A 17,693-nucleotide genomic window follows, 5' to 3' on the forward strand; every position below is an offset into this window, starting at 1 on the left:
CCGGTGTGCCCGGCGCGATGGTGCTCACCCGTCCTCACCGTCTTCGTCCTCGTCGTCCTTCTCTTCCTGCCACTCGTCCCACCAGTCGGCCCCGATGTCCGGATGCTCCTTCTCCACCCGTTCCCGGAGGAAGTCCAGGTCCGTCCGGCGGTATCTGCGGATCAGCTGGTCCAGCGAGAGTTCCATCTGGTCGACGACGTCGATCCGGGCCCCGGCCCCGATCAGCGCCGACACCAGTTCCGCCGAGCCGCCGTCGCCGACGGCCACACAGAGCGGGGTGCGTTCCCGGTGGTCCAGAGCCTCCAGATCGAGACCGGCTGCCAGCAGCCGGGGAAGCAGGGGCTCGTGGTCGAGGAGGTGCAGCACATGGAGCAGACTGCGCTGCCCGCCGTCCCGCACCCGGGGGTCGACGCCCGCGTCCAGGAGTTCCAGGACCGCCGGTGTGTCCCCGTGCTGGGCGCGCAGGAACAGATCCCGTCGCTGAGCCCGCAGAGCCTTGGGCAGTCGGCCGGTGCCGGAGGTGCAGGAGTGCTCCACGGCGAAGCAGCCGGTGACCGCGCCGCCGAAGGCCCGCAGGGCGTGCTCGCGCTGTCGTTCCTGCGGGCTGTGCGGGGAGTCGAGCTTCCCGTCACGGAAGACGACCTCATGCCAGTCACCCCGGCACCTGACCCGTACCGGCGCGGGAGGCGTCGGCCCCGGCGGTCCCACCGCCGTTTCCAGGCCGGGGAACAGGGATCCGGCGACCAGCGGGTGCAGCTCCGCCGGAGTCACGACGCCGGCCCGCAGCAGGTCGAGGTCCGGCAGCCGCTGCCGGAACGCGGGGGGAAGGAAGGGGGCGTCCCCGGCGGCGTCCCGTTCGACGAGCCTGATGCGCAGCCCGCTGTCGCGGCCCGTGAACTCCAGCAGGACGCGGGCACGCCAGTCCTCACCGATCTGGACGCGCGCCGCCGAGTACAGCTCCGCGAACCGCCGGGCCTCGGACTCCAGCCGGGGAACATCGAGACCCAGCCGGGCCAGGACCGCTTGCGGTTCCCCCCGGTACCACCGCGGCGTAGCCGGCTCGGCCGGATCCAGTTCGATGCCCACCGCCGCCAGGGCGTCGGCCACCCGGCCCCGCTGGTACAGCAGCGTCACCCACTCGTCACGGGCCACCGGGTCACCGGCGCCAGGGTCCGCGTCGGGCAGTTCGTCCGGCCCGAGCGGGGTGCCGTCGGCGCGGAGGAACGGCAACCGGTCCGCCCCGCCGGCCCTCGCGCGCAGTTCGTCGCTGCGGCGCGCGTCCCACAGGTACCGGCAGGCCCGCCAGTCCGTGACCCCCGCACGGAAGGTACGGGGCGAGCCGCCGTGGCGCAGCGGTCCGAACCGGAGCGAGATCCGCTGCGGACCGTCGATCATCGGCGGAGTACGCAGATACAGATACGGGGCGGTGGCCCCGGGCACGTCCGCCGTGACGCCGTACCCTGCCAGGATCACGATCAGGTCGGTGGCGAGCGTCGAGCGCCCGCCCAGCACGCGCGGCAGGTGCCAGCGCACCAGGTCCGGCACCAGGTGAAGGAGATCGGACTCAAGAGCTCCGGCCACGTCCGGACCGTACCGCGCGGTGACCTCCGGCCGATCGAATGTCACATCGAACCGGGCCGCCTCGCAGGCGCCCCGCCAGTCCCCGGCCGCGCGCCGCTCGGCGGACGCCGCGATCATCCACCGGGGCACCGCGTACCGGCGGACCTGTCGCAGGCTCGCCATCTCCTCCGGATCGAAGAGCTCCGCCATCGCGTCCCGGCTCACCGGTAGAGGCTCCTGACCGCGCGCAGGTCGGCATGGGTTCCGTGGTCCGGACGCAGCCGCGCCGCGAAGGACCGCTTCACCTTGCGGGGCAGTCCGGGGCCCAACCCCACGTACTCCAGACGGGAGTCGGCGTCGACGGCGGCGAGGAGGGTCTTCGCGCCCCGCCCGGTGAGCCCGGTGTGGCGCAGCTCCAGCCGCCGCAGCGGACTGCCACGCAGCGCACCGGCCAGCGCGTCGGCCCCGATGTCACCGGTGACATTGGACCGGGCCCCGAGGCTGCGCTCCGAGGGCGGTCGGCCCAGGTCGAGTGCCTCGATCCCGTCGAGCGCGTCGGCCAGCGCGCGTGCCCCGGCGGGCCCGATCCCGTTGCCGCCGAGACCGAGCCGCACCGGGCGGGCGGGGTCGGCGGCGGCCGCGAGCACGGCTGCCCCCGCGTCGCCGAGGTGGTTGGAGGGCAGGTACAGCTCCCGCACCCCCGCGTCCCGGATCAGCGCGGCAAGCAGTGGCGCGGCCTCGGCACCGAGGCCGTTGCCCCCGAGGAACAGCCGCTCGACCGGCCGGGACCGCTCGGCGAGCACGGCGACCAGTGCGCCGAGTGCGTCGGTGGTGAGGCCGGTATTCACCAGATCGAGGGTGCGCAGCACGGTGTTGCGGCGCAGCATCGGGACGAGGGCCCGGACACCGGCGTCCGTCACGGGATTGCGTTTCAGCCACAGCGCCCTGACGGTGTCGTCCTCGCTGAGTGCTTTTGCGAGTGCCGTGACCCCGTCGGTGCCGATGCGGTTGCAGCCGAGATAGACCGTCCGCAGCCCGTGGCCGCCCCGGCTCAGGGATTCGGCGACGGCTCGTGCCCCTTCGTCGCCGAGCGAGTTGGTCCCGAGCAGCACATGTGCGGCGTGCGGGGAGCGGGCGACCGCGGGCATCACCCGGACCGCGCCTGCCGCGCCGAGTCCCTGCTTGCAGAGATCGACCCGTCCGTCCGTCCACAGCGCGCCGAGCGCGAAGGTCTCGTCGGACTCGACGGGGTGCGCCGCTCCCAGCCGCTCCAGCAGCGGATCCAGCAGGGCCGCGTCGGCGAGCGGAATGTCCGGGTGCTCGATCGCGGGACAGCGCACGGGCATCGGCTGCAACATCACTACTCCCCAGGTCCCCCGCCGGCACCCGGCCGGGAGGGGACGACCGCGTCCGCCCGCTCAGGACGAACCGACGCCATCGACTCTCCTCCACGAAAAGGCGGCAAGACCGGTCGGATTCGAACCGACGTCCTCCAGCTTGATGCTAGGGCGCGACGACCTCTGCGCTACAGCCTTGCCGCGCGTGATCATAGCCGCACCCGCATCAAATTCGCACACCAGTACCCCGGTTGGTGTCCGGTGGCGGCCTCGCGGCCAGGTCGACGGGTGGTCGGCGCGCGGTCCGGACGCCACCCGCAGGCTGCGGGCGGTCGACAACTGGTCTGTACCTATTGACGAGTTGGTCCAGACCATTTAGTTTCCCCTGTGCTCCATGGCACCAAGGAATCCCGCTCCCCCTCAGGACCGACTCACCGGTCCCTGCCCCAAGGGAGAACCATGTTCGAGCACCTGACCTCCGCAAGGAGAACGGCGACCGCCCTCGTCGCCGTCCTCGGACTCCTCCTCGCGCTGCTGTCCTTGCAGACCGCACCCGCACACGCGGCGGGCAAGCTCACCGCCACGTTCACCTCCGCCGACAACGGCTCGTGGTGGAAGGGGACCTATGTCCTGCGCAACGACACCGACACCGCCGTCACCGGCTGGAGCCTCGAATTCGACCTCCCCGCCGGGGTCGCGATCGACACCTCCTACAACGGCACCGTCACCACTCAGGGCAGCCACGTCACCGCGGTCAACGCCCACTACAACGGCACGGTCGCCGCGCACGGCACCACCGAGCCGTACAGCTTCTGGTTCGTGGCCACCGGACCGATCACCGCACCGACCGGCTGCCGGATCAACGGTGACAAGTGCGACGGCTCCGCGGACGTGCCGCCGGGCGCGCCGAGCGGGCTGAAGCAGACCGACATCACCGCCCGCACCGCCTCGCTGTCCTGGACGGCGGCCACCGCGGGCGACTTCCCCGTGGCGTCGTACGACATCCTGGCCGGCGGCAAGGTGGTCGGCACGGCCACCGCGGCAACCTCGGCCACGGTCACCGGGCTGACCCCGGCCACCGCCTACTCCTTCACCGTCCGGGCCAGGGACACCCGCGGCAACACCTCCGCCGAGAGCGCCCCGTCGGCGGTCACCACCGTCGACCCGGCCACCGACACCTCCCCGCCCACCGCACCGGGCTCGCTCCACTCCACGGCGGCCGACTCCTCGTCCGTCACCCTGGCCTGGACCGCCGCGACGGACAACCAGCGCGTCGCGGCGTACGACATCTACCGGGGCGGCGCACTGGCGGCCACGGTCTCCGGCACGACCACTACCGCCACCATCGGCGGGCTCTCGCCCTCGACCTCGTACATCTTCACCGTCAAGGCCCGTGACGCGGCGGACAACGCCTCTTCGGCCAGCAACGCGCTCACCGTGAAGACCGACGACATCGTCGGCGCGGGCAACTACGCCAAGGTCGGCTACTTCGTCCAGTGGGGCATCTACGGCCGCCAGTACTTCGTCAAGAACCTCCACGACTCCGGTGCCGCCGACAAGCTCGACATCGTCAACTACGCCTTCGCCAACATCGACCCGACCAACCTGACCTGCATGAACGGTGTCACCAAGGGCACCACCGCCGACCCCGAGGACCCCGATCAGGGCACCGGCGCCGGTGACGCCGACGCCGACTACGCCCGCCCGTTCAGCGCCGCCCAGTCCGTCGACGGCGTCGCGGACGACGGCTGGGGCAAACTGCGCGGCAACTTCAACCAGTTGAAGAAGCTCAAGAAGCTCCATCCGAACCTGAAGGTCGTGGTCTCGCTCGGCGGCTGGACGTACTCGAAGTTCTTCTCCGACGCGGCGGCCACCGACGCCTCCCGCAAGAAGTTCGTCTCCTCCTGCATCGACATGTACATCAAGGGCAATCTGCCCGAGTACGGCGGCGCGGGCGGTCCCGGCGCCGCGGCGGGAATCTTCGACGGCTTCGACATCGACTGGGAATGGCCGGGCACCGGCACCGGACACCCCGGCAACCACTACTCGCCGAACGACAAGGACAATCTGACCCTGCTGCTCGCCGAATTCCGCAAGCAGATGGACGCCCTCGGCGGCGGGCACCGCCTGCTCACCGCCTTCACCCCCGCCGACCCGCAGAAGATCGGCGACGGCTGGGACCTGGGCAAGGTCTTCGACTCCCTCGACGTGGCCAACGTCCAGGGCTACGACTTCCACGGCTCGGGCAGCGACAACTCCTGGGAGCCGAATCGCACCGGCCACCAGGCCAACCTCTACACGGACGACCAGGACCCCTACGACTTCCACTTCAGCGCCGACGCCGCCATCAAGGCGTACACGGACGCGGGCGTCGAACCCCGCAAGCTGACCCTCGGCATCCCCTTCTACGGCCGCGGCTGGCAGAACGTCACCGACGGTGGTGCCGCGGGCGAATGGCAGTCCGCGCAGGGCGCGGCCCCCGGCCAGTTCGCGGAGGAGGCCGGCACCCGGGGCTACGCCAACCTGATCGGCGCCTACCCGACGATGACGGTCCACCACGACGAACAGTCGATCTCCACGTACGGCTACACCGGCAACCAGTGGTGGTCCTTCGACGACACCTGGTCCGTCGGCAGGAAGACCGCGTACGTGAAGTCCAAGGGACTGCTGGGGGTGATGGTCTGGGAGATGTCGGGTGACACGGCACAAGGCACCCTGCTCAACGCGCTGGACACCGGGTTGAGGTAGCGGGCCCCGCAGAACGATGACCGGCTCGCGGAGCCGGGTGGGCTCCGCGAGACCGGCCGAGCGGCCTCTGCAGCGGTGGTTCCACGTCGTCGGCCCGCGTGCAGGCGTGCACACGAGGACGCCGAGAATCCGCCGTGCGGTGCCGGGGCGGAGCCGTGTCGGGCCTGAGCGGTACGGGGCTCAGCCCAGCTGCTCGTACGCGGGCAGTGTCAGGAAGTCCGCGTAGTCCTGGTCCAGGGAGACCTGGAGCAGGAGGTCGTGGGCCTGCTGCCACTTGCCGGACGCGAAGGCCTCGTCGCCGAGCTCGGCACGGATCGCGGCCAGTTCCTCGGCCGCGACCTTGCGGGCCAGGTCCGCCGTGGCGTGCTCGCCGTTCTCGAAGACCACGCCCGCGTTGATCCACTGCCAGATCTGCGAGCGGGAGATCTCCGCGGTGGCCGCGTCCTCCATCAGGTTGAAGATGGCGACCGCGCCCATGCCGCGCAGCCAGGCCTCGATGTAGCGGATGCCGACCGCGACGGCGTTGCGCAGGCCGTCGTAGGTGGGCTTCGCATGCAGGGTGTCGATGGCGATCAGGTCGCCCGCGGCCACCGAGACGTCCTCGCGCAGGCGTTCCTTCTGGTTCGGCCTCTCGCCGAGGACCGCGTCGAAGGAGGCCATGGCGATCGGGACCAGGTCCGGGTGGGCGACCCAGGAGCCGTCGAAGCCGTCGTGGGCCTCGCGGTCCTTGTCGGCCTTGACCTTCTCGAAGGCGACCTTGTTGACCTCGGCGTCGCGGCGGGACGGGATGAAGGCCGCCATGCCGCCGATGGCGTGTGCGCCGCGCTTGTGGCAGGTGCGGACGAGGAGTTCGGTGTACGCGCGCATGAACGGGGCGGTCATCGTCACCGCGTTGCGGTCCGGGAGGACGAACTTGGCGCCGCCGTCACGGAAGTTCTTGACGATGGAGAAGAGGTAGTCCCAACGTCCCGCGTTCAGCCCGGAGGCGTGGTCGCGGAGCTCGTACAGGATCTCCTCCATCTCGTACGCGGCGGTGATCGTCTCGATGAGGACGGTCGCGCGGACCGTGCCCCGCGGGATGCCGAGGCGGTTCTGCGCGAAGACGAAGATGTCGTTCCAGAGACGGGCCTCCAGGTGCGACTCCGTCTTCGGCAGGTAGAAGTACGGGCCCTTGCCGAGGTCGATGAGGCGCTGGGCGTTGTGGAAGAAGTAGAGGCCGAAGTCGACCAGCGCGCCCGGCACCGGGGTGCCGTCGAGCTGGAGGTGACGCTCGTTCAGGTGCCAGCCACGGGGGCGGGTGACGACCGTCGCGAGCTCCTCGGCGGGCTTGAGGGCGTACGACTTGCCGGTCCCGGGGTCGGTGAAGTCGATGTTCCGGGCGTACGCGTCGATCAGATTGAGCTGGCCGAGGATCACGTTCTCCCAGGTGGGGGCGGACGCGTCCTCGAAGTCGGCGAGCCAGACCCTGGCGCCCGAGTTCAGGGCGTTGATGGTCATCTTGCGGTCGGTCGGACCGGTGATCTCCACCCGGCGGTCGTCGAGCGCGGCCGGGGCCGGCGCGACCTTCCAGGAGTCGTCCGCGCGGATCGCTGCCGTCTCGGGCAGGAAGTCCAGCGTGGACGTACGGGCGATCTCGGCGCGGCGCTCGGCACGGCGGGCGAGCAGTTCGTCACGGCGGGGCGTGAACTGCCGGTGCAGCTCGGCCACGAACGCGAGGGCCGCTTCGGTCAGGACCTCGTCCTGCCGGGGCAGGGGCTCGGCATCGACGATGGCCAGCGGGGACGGCGCTGGTGCGGACATGAGCTGTCACTCCTTCAGCGGGCGGTGCGGGCGGCGTCTCACGGCCGCCGGGTCGCCTGAAATGGCACGGCGTGCCAGGGCTCCGGGATACGGCCGTGGGCGCCGTCTGAGGTGCAGAGGGCTTCTGACTAGTGGATAGTAGTTTCCTCATGGTGGAAGTTCAATGGTTTGTTGATGTCGAGATTCTCTGAGTCGACAGAAGTGGGGCGAAGTCGGCGCAGCGTGCCGGTCCGTTCACTCAAGGTGCTTCAGGTCCTCCGCCGTGTCGATGTCGTACGCCTGAGCCACATCGGAACACTCGACGAGCGTGATCGCATCGCGGTGCGCCCGCAGATACGCCCGAGCGCCCTGGTCACCCACCGCTCCCGCCGCGATGTCCGGCCACCGGTCCGCACCGAAGAGCACCGGATGGCCGCGTTCCCCGTCGTACGAGGCGGCCGCCAGACTCGTCCGGGAGCGGTACGCCGATCGCACCCGCGCCACCGCGTCCGCGCCGATGCCCGGCTGGTCGACCAGGAGGACGAGCGCCGCGGCCGCCCCCGTACCGGACAGCGCCCCCAGTCCCGCCCGCAGCGACGAGCCCATGCCCTCGGTCCACCCGGGGTTGACGGTCACCGTGCAGCCGGTGAGGTCGGCACGTGCCACCACCTCCTCGGCCGCGGCCCCCAGGACCACATGGACGGGGTGGCAGCCGCCCTCCCGCAGCATGCGTACCGCGTGCTCCACCAGCGGCCGGCCGCGGTGTTCGAGCAGTGCCTTGGGCTGTCCGCCGAGCCGCCGCCCGCCGCCCGCGGCGAGCAGCAGCCCGGCGACCGCCGGTGTCTGTGTTGTTCGAGTCATGCGGACTGGATACCTCGTACGCACCCCGTTCGCGCAAGCGGGAACCGGCCAGGGAGGGCGTGACCGTCGGACGGCGACGTACACGGAACGATCCGCGCATCACCCGTACGGGACCCCTGATTTCCGTCCGCGGAGTGGCGCTCGACACCTTTCATGGCGTTAACTTGCGGGCATCTCCGGACACTTGACCACGGTCCGGGAACCGGTCGGAAATCTGGCACAAGGATGTGCGAGGGGGAGTGCTTTGTTGCGAAGCGTGGGGCAGACGCGAGTGACCAGCAGTGGTGAGGATCCGAGGGTGACGGAGCTGCGTACGGCAGTCTCCCGACTCCGCCGTGAGCTCGCGGGGCACCCCGCGGAGTTCCCGGACCGGGGGATCGCCGAGGACGAATTGGCAGCGCTGGACGAGATGGCGACCGGCGGCGCACCCGAGATTCCGCGCCTGCGCCGTTCGCTGCTGCTGATCGCGGGGGCGATCGGCTCGGTCAGCGCACTGGCCTCCGCACTCAGGGACGTACGGGTCGCCGTGGACCTCTTCGGCGAGCCGCCGCGCGGCTGACGGCGGGACGAGCGGCGGATCAGCGGCGGATCAGCCGGCGGGCCGTCGCCGCCGCCACCGCCGAGGTCCGGGAGTCGACGCCGAGCTTGGCGTAGATGTGCACCAGGTGGGACTTCACCGTCGCCTGGCTGAGAAAGAGCTTCTTGCTGATCTGCAGGTTCGACAGGCCCTCGCCGACCAGTTGGAGGACTTCCAGTTCCCGCTTGGTCAGGGCCTGTGCCGGGGTCCGCATGCGGTCCATCAGACGGTGGGCGACGGCCGGCGCGAGCGCCGACCGGCCGCCCGCGGCCGTGCGTACCGCCGCCGCCAGTTCCTCCGGCGGGGCGTCCTTCAGCAGATAGCCGGTGGCGCCCGCCTCGACCGCGGCGAGGATGTCCGCGTCCGAGTCGTACGTGGTGAGGATCAGCACTCTGGGCGCGCCCGCCTCCGCCGTGATGGCCGCGGTCGCGTGGGAGCCGTGCATGCCCGCGCCGAACTGCAGGTCCATGAGGACGACATCGAACCCACCGGTCGCGGCGAGCGCGACGGCCCGCTCGGCGGTGGCCGCCTCGGCGACCACCTGGAAGTCGGGTTCGGCGTCGAGCACGGCCCGCAGCCCCGCCCGTACCACCGGGTGGTCGTCGGCGAGCAGCAGCCTGATGGGGGTGGTCATGCGGCGTCCTGTCCTGGCCGGCCCTCGGGCAGCGGAAGCGGAAGCGGAAGGGTCAGGGCGACGGCCGTGCCCTGACCGGGCGCCGACTCGACACTGAGCGTGCCGCCCAGCGAACGGGCCCGTGAACGCATAGCGGGCAGGCCGAAGCCGCCGGTGTCGGTGTCCGCGGCGACCGGCCCTCTCCCGGGGGCGAACCCACGGCCGTCGTCGACGACGTCCAGCGACACCGAGGTGTCCATGAAGCTGAGAGTGATCTCCGCGCGCCGCGCCCCGGCGTGCCGCACCGTGTTGGCCAACGCGGACTGGGCGGTGCGCAGCAGCGCCACCTCGTACGGGGTCGGCAGCTCCACCGGGCTGCCGCTGACCGCGAACTGCACCATGAGGCCGGGGCCCGTCGTGCGGGACGAGAGCCGTTCCAGGGCGGCTGCAAGGGAGCCGTTCTCCAGATCGGGCGGCGACAGGGCACGGACGAAGCGGCGGGCCTCGGCGAGATTCTCCTGCGCGGCCTCCCGGGCCCGGCGGACGTGCCCGGTGGCGGGAGCGTCGGCGGACAGGGTGCGTTCGGCGGCGCGCAGCAGCAGCTGGATGCTGGACAGACCCTGCGCCAGGGTGTCGTGGATCTCCCGGGCCAGCCGCTCACGCTCGGCGAGCGTGCCCGCCGTGCGTTCCGCCTCGGCCAGCTCCGCCCTGGTCGACATCAGCTCCTCGATGAGTTCGCGGCGCCGTTCGCTCTCCCGGAACAGCGCTTCGTACCCCAGAACCGTCGCGACCGCGACCGCCGCGCCGAGCAGTGGACCGATGAAGGTGCCGGGATTGACGGCCTGGCCGTGCAGCACGAAGCTCGCGATGGCCGCGACAGCGGTGACCACGACGGCCGGCAGGGCCCAGCGCGTCGGCAGCAGATGCAGCTGCAGGAAGTAGAGCGGGAACGCCACCCACAGCGCGTCGGGCGACAGGACGAGCAGCACCAGCCACAGGGCGCACAACAGCGCCAGCCACACGGCGACCGCGCGGCTGTGCGGCCGTACGACGGGAGCGAGCGCGCCCGCCGCGTACCCGGCGGCCATCACACAGGTGACCACGACGACGGCGGCGGCGTGCGGGGTCCCGTCGCCGACGGCCCGTAGCGCCGCGAGAGCGAGCAGACCCACCAGCAGCGCGTGCAGACAGAGCCGCAGCGCGGCGGTGACCGGGGGGTGGGTACGGGAGTCCATGATTCCTCCAGCGTAGACGGGCGGTGCCCGCGCCCGGTCAATCGAAAGTTTGATGTCGGACCCCACCGCCGCGCGATGTTTCCGGACGCTCGGCGCCCCAGGCTGGAAGCATGTTCGTCGCATGGAGAGATCTCCGGTTCGCAAAGGGGCGGTTCGCGCTCATGGGCACGGTCGTGGTCCTGATCACGCTGCTCGTGGGCCTGCTGTCCGGTCTCACGGCCGGCCTGGCCAGGGAGAACACCTCGGCCGTCACGGGGCTGAACGCCGACCACCTCGCGTTCGCCGCCCCGCCGGACGGCCGGTCGGTGTCCTTCACCGATTCGATCGTCGAGGAGAGTGCCTGGCGCAGCTGGGCGGAGCGGCCCGGTGTGAGCCACGCGGAGCCGCTCGGCATCCGCACCCTCAACGCCGCCGCCGTCGAGGGCGGGCGCACGGCCGCCGTCTCGGCGTTCGGCGTCGAGCCCGGCGCGGGACCGGCACCCGAGGGTGCCGCGGCCGTCGGCACGGGGAAGGTGGTGCTGTCCCGAGGGGCCGCGGACGACCTGGCTGCCGGGGTCGGAGACCGGCTGCGCCTCGGCGGCACCGAAGTCACCGTCGCCGCGGTCGCGACGGACGCCTCGTACAGCCATACACCGGTGGTGTGGACCTCGCTCCACGACTGGCAGCGCTTCGGGGCCGACGGTGCCGACCGGACCCCGCACGCCACGGTGATCGCCCTGACCACCACCGGCGGCGCCGACCTCGCCGCGGGCGACAAGGCGGCGGGCACCAGCACGCTCTCCCTCGGGGACTCCCTCACCGCGATCGGCTCCTACCAGGCGGAGAACGGCTCGCTCCAGCTGATGCGCGGTTTCCTCTTCGCCATCTCGGCCCTGGTCATCGGCGCCTTCTTCACGGTCTGGACGATCCAGCGCAGCGGCGATGTCGCCGTCCTCAAGGCGCTGGGCGCCTCCACCCCGTATCTGCTGCGCGACGCGCTCGGACAGGCCGTGGTGATGCTCGCGCTCGGTACCGGAGTGGGCACCGCGCTCGCCTCCGGCATCGGCGCGGTGGTCAGCGGTGGTGCCGTGCCGTTCGTCCTCGACGCGGCGACCGTCCTCGTGCCGGCGGCCGTCATGATCGTCCTCGGCGCCGTCGGGGCGGCGCTGTCCATCCGGCGGATCACCGCCGTCGACCCGCTCACCGCACTCGGGAGTGCCCGATGACCCTCACCCTCGCCGATGTCACCCTCACCTACCCCGACGGCGACGGCCGGCTCACCGCCCTGGACCGGGTCTCGCTGGACGTGCCCGCCGGTTCGCTCACCGCGGTCGTCGGACCGTCCGGCTCCGGCAAGTCGAGCCTTCTCGCGGTGGCGGCGACCCTGGTCACGCCGGACGAGGGGCGGGTCGTCGTCGCCGGTACGGACACCGCGGCCCTCGGCCGTGCGGAAAAGGCGGCGCTGCGCCGCGAGCGCGTCGGCATCGTCTTCCAGCAGCCCAATCTGCTGCCGTCCCTCACCGCGGCCGAACAGCTCCAGGTGATGACTCATCTGTCGGGCGGGGCCGTGCGCGGCGCCCGCGGCCGGGCGCTGGAGCTGCTGGACGCGGTCGGCCTCGCGGACAAGGCCGACCGCAGGCCCCATCAGCTCTCGGGCGGGCAGCGCCAGCGGATCAACATCGCGCGGGCCCTGATGAACGAGCCGGCGGTGCTGCTCGTCGACGAACCGACCAGCGCGCTCGATCACGAGCGGGGGGCCGCCGTGCTCGAACTGCTGGTCACACTGACCCGGCAGCGGTCGACGGCGACGGTGATGGTCACGCACGACCGCGCCCATCTGGACCGGACGGACCGCGTCGTCACGATGGACGACGGGCGTCTGACGGTGCCCGCACCGGCCTGAGAACGCGTGGAGGGGCGGCCCGGCCGCCCCTCCACGCGTATCGGTCCCGGTCTCTCAGCCGGTGGTCCCGCTGCTGGCCAGCGCGTCGGACAGCTCCTTCGCGGCCTGCTGCAGAATCGGCACGATCCGCTCCGTGGCCGCCTCCGTCACCCGGCCGGCCGGCCCCGAGATCGAAATCGCGGCGGAGGTGGGGGAGTCGGGCACCGAGACCGCCAGGCAGCGCACACCGACCTCCTGCTCGTTGTCGTCCACCGCGTAACCGACCCTGCGGACCTGTTCCAGCGCTTCGAGGAAACCGTCCGGAGTGGTGATCGTCTTCTCGGTGGCGGCCGGCATGCCGGTACGGGCGAGCAGCGCCCGCACCTCCTCCGGCGGCGTGTGCGCGAGCAGCGCCTTGCCGACCCCCGTGGAGTGGGGGAGCACCCGTCGGCCCACCTCGGTGAACATGCGCATCGAGTGCTTGGACGGCACCTGCGCCACGTACACGATCTCGTCGCCGTCGAGCAGCGCCATGTTCGCGGTCTCGCCGGTCTCCTCGACCAGGCGCGCGAGATACGGGCGGGCCCAGGTGCCGAGCAGCCGCGACGCGGACTCGCCGAGCCGGATCAGACGCGGGCCGAGCGCATAGCGGCGGTTCGGCTGCTGGCGTACGTAGCCGCAGATCACCAGCGTGCGCATCAGACGGTGAATGGTCGGCAGCGGAAGCCCGCTGCTCGCGGAGAGTTCGCTGAGGCCGACCTCGCCCCCGGCGTCCGCCATCCGTTCCAGCAGGTCGAATGCACGCTCAAGGGACTGCACACCACCGCTCGGAGCGGCGGGCTTGGAGTCGGATGTGCTGGCGTGGGACGGCGGCACGTCAACGGTCCTTTCGAGGCGGAAGTGCGGGTGCCCCGCCCGGCGAGGCACCCCGCAGCCTACCGGGCGGTTCCCGATCGGCCCACTGCTCAGCGTGCGGCGTCCTGGCCGGTCAGAGCCCGTTTGTCCCGGTGTCGGCAGTCCGGGGGGCGGTTCCGCGATGCCGCACTGGTTCCATGTTACGTTCCGTTCTCCGGAATATGTCTTTTACTTTGTGGAAATCTCCAGTTGCGGGTGCGGGAGGTTCGCCGGTCGTCCCACGAGGAGAGTGGGGTCTTGACGGGGTCGAATCCCGAGTGAAGACTCCTTCAACAGTTCGTTGAATTCGTAGTGGTCGAAAGTCCGAAATGAGGAGCACGGGTGTCCGGTGCGGACGTGAATCTGGTACTGCGCTCGACGCGTGTCGTCACCCCGGACGGGACGCGCCCCGCAGCGGTCGCCGTCGCCGACGGGAGAATCGACGCCGTCCTGCCGTACGACAGCGAGATGCCGGGCGGTGCCCGGCTGGAGGATGTCGGCGACGACGTCCTGCTGCCCGGACTCGTCGACACCCACGTCCATGTGAACGACCCCGGCCGCACCGAGTGGGAAGGCTTCCACACCGCCACCCGCGCGGCGGCGGCAGGCGGCATCACCACCCTGCTCGACATGCCCCTCAACTCCCTTCCGCCGACCACCACCGTCGACCACCTGCGCACCAAGCAGCGGGTGGCGGCCCCCAAGGCGCACGTCGACATCGGATTCTGGGGCGGTGCCATCCCGTCCAACGTCAAGGACCTGAGGCCGCTGCACGAGGCAGGGGTCTTCGGTTTCAAGTGTTTCCTCTCGCCGTCCGGCGTCGATGAGTTCCCGGAGCTAAACCAGGAGCAGCTCGCCCGGTCCATGGCCGAGACAGCCGGCTTCGGCGGGCTGCTGATCGTGCACGCCGAGGACCCGCGCCATCTGGCGTCCGCCCCGCAGCGCAGCGGGCCCGCGTACGCCGACTTCCTCGCCTCCCGGCCCCGTGACGCCGAGAACACCGCGATCGAGGGACTCGTCGCACACGCCCGGCGGCTGAACGCCCGGGTCCATGTGCTGCATCTGTCCTCCAGCGACGCCCTGCCGATGATCGCCGCCGCCAAGCGCGAGGGCGTACGGGTCACCGTCGAGTCCTGCCCGCACTTCCTCACGCTCACCGCCGAGGAGGTCCCGGACGGTGCGACGGAGTTCAAGTGCTGCCCGCCGATCCGGGAGGCCGCCAACCAGGACGCGTTGTGGGAGGGGCTGGCCGACGGGACGATCGATTGCATCGTCTCCGACCACTCGCCGTGCACCACCGACCTCAAGACGCCGGACTTCGCCTCCGCCTGGGGCGGCATCTCCTCCCTCCAGCTCGGCCTTCCCGCCATCTGGACCGAGGCCCGCAGGCGCGGCCACTCGCTCGACGACGTCGTCCGCTGGATGTCGGCCGCCCCCGCGGAACTGGCCGGACTGACCCGCAAGGGTGCCATCGAGGCCGGCCGGGACGCCGACTTCGCGGTCCTCGCCCCCGACGAGACCTTCACCGTCGACCCCGCAGAGCTCTTCCACCGCAACCAGGTCACCGCCTACGCGGGCAAGACCCTGCACGGCGTCGTGAAGTCGACCTGGCTGCGCGGTGTACGGATCGCGGCCGACGGCAGCGTCGCCGAACCCACCGGGCGCCTTCTCGAAAGGGAGCACTGATCATGACGGCGACAGCCCGTTTCACCGGCGACGCGAACCCGTACGGCGGCGGCGACCCGTACGCCGACTACCGCACGGCCGACTTCCCCTTCACCGCCCTCGTCGACCTCGCCGACCGGCGGCTCGGCGCGGGGGTGATCGCCGCCAACGACGAGTTCTTCGCCGAGCGCGAGAACCTTCTGAAGCCGGAGCCCGCAGAGTTCGACCCCGAGCGCTTCGGTCACAAGGGCAAGATCATGGACGGCTGGGAGACCCGCCGCCGACGCGGTGCGGGCGCCGACCGGCCGCACCCCGCGGACGAGGACCACGACTGGGCACTGGTACGGCTCGGTGCGCCCGGAGTCGTACGCGGCATCGTCGTCGACACGGCCCACTTCCGCGGCAACTACCCGCAGGCGGTCTCCGTCGAGGCGGCCTGCGTCCCCGGCTCCCCGTCACCGGAGGACCTCCTCGCCCCCCAGGTGAAGTGGACAACGCTCATACCGCGGACGGCCGTCGGCGGACACGCCGCCAATGGCTTCGCCGTCGCGGCCGGGCAGCGCGTCACCCACCTGCGGGTCAATCAGCACCCCGACGGCGGGATAGCCCGGCTGCGGGTCTACGGCGAGGTCACCCCCGACCCCGGCTGGCTGGCCGCCCTCGGCACCTTCGATCTGGTCGCCCTGGAGAACGGCGGCATGGTCGAGGACGCCTCCGATCGGTTCTACTCACCGGCCACCAACACCATCCAGCCCGGCAGGTCCCGCAAGATGGACGACGGCTGGGAGACCCGCCGACGCCGCGACCGGGGCAACGACTGGATCCGCTACCGCCTCGTCGAGCAGGCGGAGATCCGCGCCGTCGAGATCGACACCGCGTATCTGAAGGGCAACTCGGCGGGCTGGGCGAGCCTTTCCGCCCGCGACGGGGAGAGCGGCGAGTGGACCGAGGTGCTGCCCCGGACCCGGCTCCAGCCCGACACGAACCACCGCTTCGTTCTGCCCGAGGCGGTGCGGGCCACGCACATCCGGATCGACATCTTCCCTGACGGCGGCATCTCCCGGCTGCGGCTCTTCGGCGCACCGACCGAGGAGGGGGCCGCGCGACTGGCCGCGCGCCACCGCGAGCTCGGCGGTTAGCGCCGCTCGTCCGGGTCATGCCGGGCTCGCGTGCTCGCCGATCCGGCCCGATCGGAACGAAAGACCCCAGCGCCTCTCGTCCGGATCACCGGACGAGCCGGCCGGACCGGAACGCGGACCGGCCGGCCTCGTCCTGGTGTGCCCGACATATTCATGTTCGGGGCTTGTGGGACTCTGATGGCATGATCTTCATCGTCGTCAAATTCACCGTCCACAGCGCCGACCGCGACAACTGGCTCCCGGCCGTCGAGGACTTCACCCTCGCCACCCGGAAGGAGCCAGGCAACCTGTTCTTCGAGTGGTCCTACAGCGTCGAGAACCCGGACGAGTTCGTCCTGCTGGAGGCGTTCGCCTCCCCCGAGGCCGGTCAGGCCCATGTGAAGTCGCAGCACTTCGCCGCGGCGATGGACCGGATGGCGGATCTCGTCTCCGAGACCCCGGAGATCATCAACGTCGAGGTGCCGGGTGACGGCTGGTCCCGGATGACGGAGCTCACCCCGCGCTCGCGGTGATCCGCGCGCCGGTACGTCCGCGTCGCCCGACAGGGACGCACCGACGGGACGGACACGGACGGGGCCGACCCCCGGTTCCCCGTGGCTCTCGGGCCGCCGGGATCCGGCCGGGGCCCGGGGTGTCGGCCGGAACGTCTCCGTCGCGCAGCGGATCAGGCCGCGTGGCCTCCGTCCACCGTCACCTCCGTACCCGTGATGTACGCCGCTTCGGCACTGGCCAAGTAGGCGATCAGTGAGGCCACTTCGTCCGGCGTGCCGAACCGGTCCAGCGCGGTCGCCGCGAGCTGCCCGGCGGCCATCGGACCATCGGCCGGGTTGAGGTCCGTGTCGACCGGGCCGGGCTGGACCAGGTTGACCGTGATGCCGCGCGGGCCGAGTTCACGGGCGAGCGGTTTGGTCAGGCCGGCCAGCGCCGCCTTGCTCATCGTGTAGAGGCTGGAGCCCGGACCGCCCGCGTGCCGGCTCAGGGCCGTGCCGAGGGAGATGATGCGACCGCCGCTCTCCATCAGCCCCGCCGCGGCGCGGCAGGCCAGGAAGACCGCCCGGATGTTGACCGCCAGTACCCGGTCCACATCAGCGGGGGTGAGGGTGCCGATGGGGCCGAGGACGCCGATGCCCGCGTTGTTGACCAGGACGTCCAGCCGGCCGAACGCCTCGGCGGCACGATGCACGGCAGCCGGGGCGGCATCCGGGTCCGCCGAGTCGGCCCGCAAGGCGATGCCGCGGCGGCCGTACGACTGGATCTCCTTGACGACCGCCCGTGCGTCGTCCTCGCCCCGCACGTACGTCAGCGCCACATCGGCGCCGTCCCGGGCCAGTCGCAGGGCGGTCGCGGCACCGATGCCCCGGCTGCCTCCGGTGACGAGTGCGGTCCTGGTCGTGCTGCTGTCGGTGCTGGTCATGGTGCGTTCC

General features: G+C 71.5%; 15 protein-coding genes. 7 read left to right on the forward strand and 8 right to left on the reverse strand.

Annotation, left to right across the window (positions count from 1 at the left end; genetic code table 11):
* Positions 1–24: 24 nt before the first annotated feature.
* Entirely contained in the window at positions 25–1,785 is a 1,761-nt protein-coding gene (locus tag ACF1B9_RS17195; RefSeq protein WP_391740639.1) for an ankyrin repeat domain-containing protein, read from the reverse strand.
* Entirely contained in the window at positions 1,782–2,918 is a 1,137-nt protein-coding gene (locus ACF1B9_RS17200; RefSeq protein WP_391740640.1) for a gala protein, read from the reverse strand. Before ACF1B9_RS17200 ends, ACF1B9_RS17195 begins: the two co-directional genes overlap by 4 nt.
* A gap of 438 nt (positions 2,919–3,356) precedes the next feature.
* Between ACF1B9_RS17200 and ACF1B9_RS17205 the strand changes: the two genes are divergently transcribed.
* Positions 3,357–5,645, forward strand: a complete 2,289-nt coding sequence (locus ACF1B9_RS17205; protein ID WP_391740641.1) for a glycosyl hydrolase family 18 protein — start codon at positions 3,357–3,359, stop codon at positions 5,643–5,645.
* Between the two features lie 180 nt (positions 5,646–5,825).
* Here the strand turns inward: ACF1B9_RS17205 and aceB are convergent, their stop codons facing one another.
* Both aceB and ACF1B9_RS17215 read right to left on the reverse strand, forming a co-directional pair.
* On the reverse strand, positions 5,826–7,445 hold the full coding sequence (aceB, locus tag ACF1B9_RS17210; protein ID WP_391740642.1) for a malate synthase A: 1,620 nt from the start codon (positions 7,443–7,445) through the stop codon (positions 5,826–5,828).
* Between the two features lie 234 nt (positions 7,446–7,679).
* The gene (locus tag ACF1B9_RS17215; RefSeq protein ID WP_391740643.1) at positions 7,680–8,285 is read right to left on the reverse strand and encodes an NTP transferase domain-containing protein; all 606 of its coding nucleotides are present in this window, start codon (positions 8,283–8,285) and stop codon (positions 7,680–7,682) included.
* Between the two features lie 244 nt (positions 8,286–8,529).
* On the opposite strand from ACF1B9_RS17215, the gene ACF1B9_RS17220 reads away from it, so the two are divergent.
* Positions 8,530–8,844 (forward strand): DUF5955 family protein, encoded by a 315-nt coding sequence (locus tag ACF1B9_RS17220; protein WP_376216573.1) that lies wholly within the window; start codon positions 8,530–8,532, stop codon positions 8,842–8,844.
* Positions 8,845–8,863: 19 nt separating this feature from the next.
* Here ACF1B9_RS17220 and ACF1B9_RS17225 read toward each other — a convergent pair whose 3' ends face one another.
* Complete coding sequence (locus ACF1B9_RS17225) at positions 8,864–9,496, reverse strand: response regulator (protein ID WP_391740644.1); 633 nt, start codon at positions 9,494–9,496, stop codon at positions 8,864–8,866.
* On the reverse strand, positions 9,493–10,710 hold the full coding sequence (locus ACF1B9_RS17230) for a sensor histidine kinase (protein WP_391740645.1): 1,218 nt from the start codon (positions 10,708–10,710) through the stop codon (positions 9,493–9,495). The genes ACF1B9_RS17225 and ACF1B9_RS17230 overlap by 4 nt, the downstream gene beginning before the upstream one ends.
* 110 nt (positions 10,711–10,820) lie before the next feature.
* On the opposite strand from ACF1B9_RS17230, the gene ACF1B9_RS17235 reads away from it, so the two are divergent.
* Entirely contained in the window at positions 10,821–11,915 is a 1,095-nt protein-coding gene (locus ACF1B9_RS17235; RefSeq protein WP_391740646.1) for an ABC transporter permease, read from the forward strand.
* The gene (locus ACF1B9_RS17240) at positions 11,912–12,592 is read left to right on the forward strand and encodes an ABC transporter ATP-binding protein (protein ID WP_391740647.1); all 681 of its coding nucleotides are present in this window, start codon (positions 11,912–11,914) and stop codon (positions 12,590–12,592) included. Before ACF1B9_RS17235 ends, ACF1B9_RS17240 begins: the two co-directional genes overlap by 4 nt.
* Before the next feature lie 54 nt (positions 12,593–12,646).
* On the opposite strand, the gene ACF1B9_RS17245 is transcribed toward ACF1B9_RS17240, so the two are convergent.
* Positions 12,647–13,447 carry an IclR family transcriptional regulator gene (locus tag ACF1B9_RS17245; RefSeq protein ID WP_391740648.1) on the reverse strand — a complete coding sequence of 267 codons (801 nt, stop codon included), beginning with the start codon at positions 13,445–13,447 and terminating at the stop codon, positions 12,647–12,649.
* Positions 13,448–13,807: 360 nt separating this feature from the next.
* Here ACF1B9_RS17245 and allB point away from each other — a divergent pair, with 360 nt between their 5' ends.
* The 3 genes from allB (at position 13,808) to ACF1B9_RS17260 (ending at position 16,781) form a co-directional block, all read left to right on the forward strand.
* Positions 13,808–15,151 (forward strand): allantoinase AllB, encoded by a 1,344-nt coding sequence (gene allB, locus ACF1B9_RS17250; RefSeq protein ID WP_391740649.1) that lies wholly within the window; start codon positions 13,808–13,810, stop codon positions 15,149–15,151.
* A 2-nt stretch (positions 15,152–15,153) separates the two neighbouring features.
* Complete coding sequence (gene alc, locus ACF1B9_RS17255) at positions 15,154–16,269, forward strand: allantoicase (protein WP_391740650.1); 1,116 nt, start codon at positions 15,154–15,156, stop codon at positions 16,267–16,269.
* Positions 16,270–16,451: 182 nt separating this feature from the next.
* Positions 16,452–16,781 (forward strand): putative quinol monooxygenase, encoded by a 330-nt coding sequence (locus tag ACF1B9_RS17260; RefSeq protein WP_351080879.1) that lies wholly within the window; start codon positions 16,452–16,454, stop codon positions 16,779–16,781.
* Between the two features lie 152 nt (positions 16,782–16,933).
* Here ACF1B9_RS17260 and ACF1B9_RS17265 read toward each other — a convergent pair whose 3' ends face one another.
* Positions 16,934–17,683, reverse strand: coding sequence for an SDR family oxidoreductase (locus ACF1B9_RS17265; RefSeq protein ID WP_391740651.1), 750 nt, complete (start codon positions 17,681–17,683; stop codon positions 16,934–16,936).
* Between the last annotated feature and the right edge of the window lie 10 nt (positions 17,684–17,693).

Origin of the sequence: Streptomyces sp. NPDC014727, from assembly GCF_043083485.1 — a bacterium.
Lineage (GTDB): Bacteria > Actinomycetota > Actinomycetes > Streptomycetales > Streptomycetaceae > Streptomyces.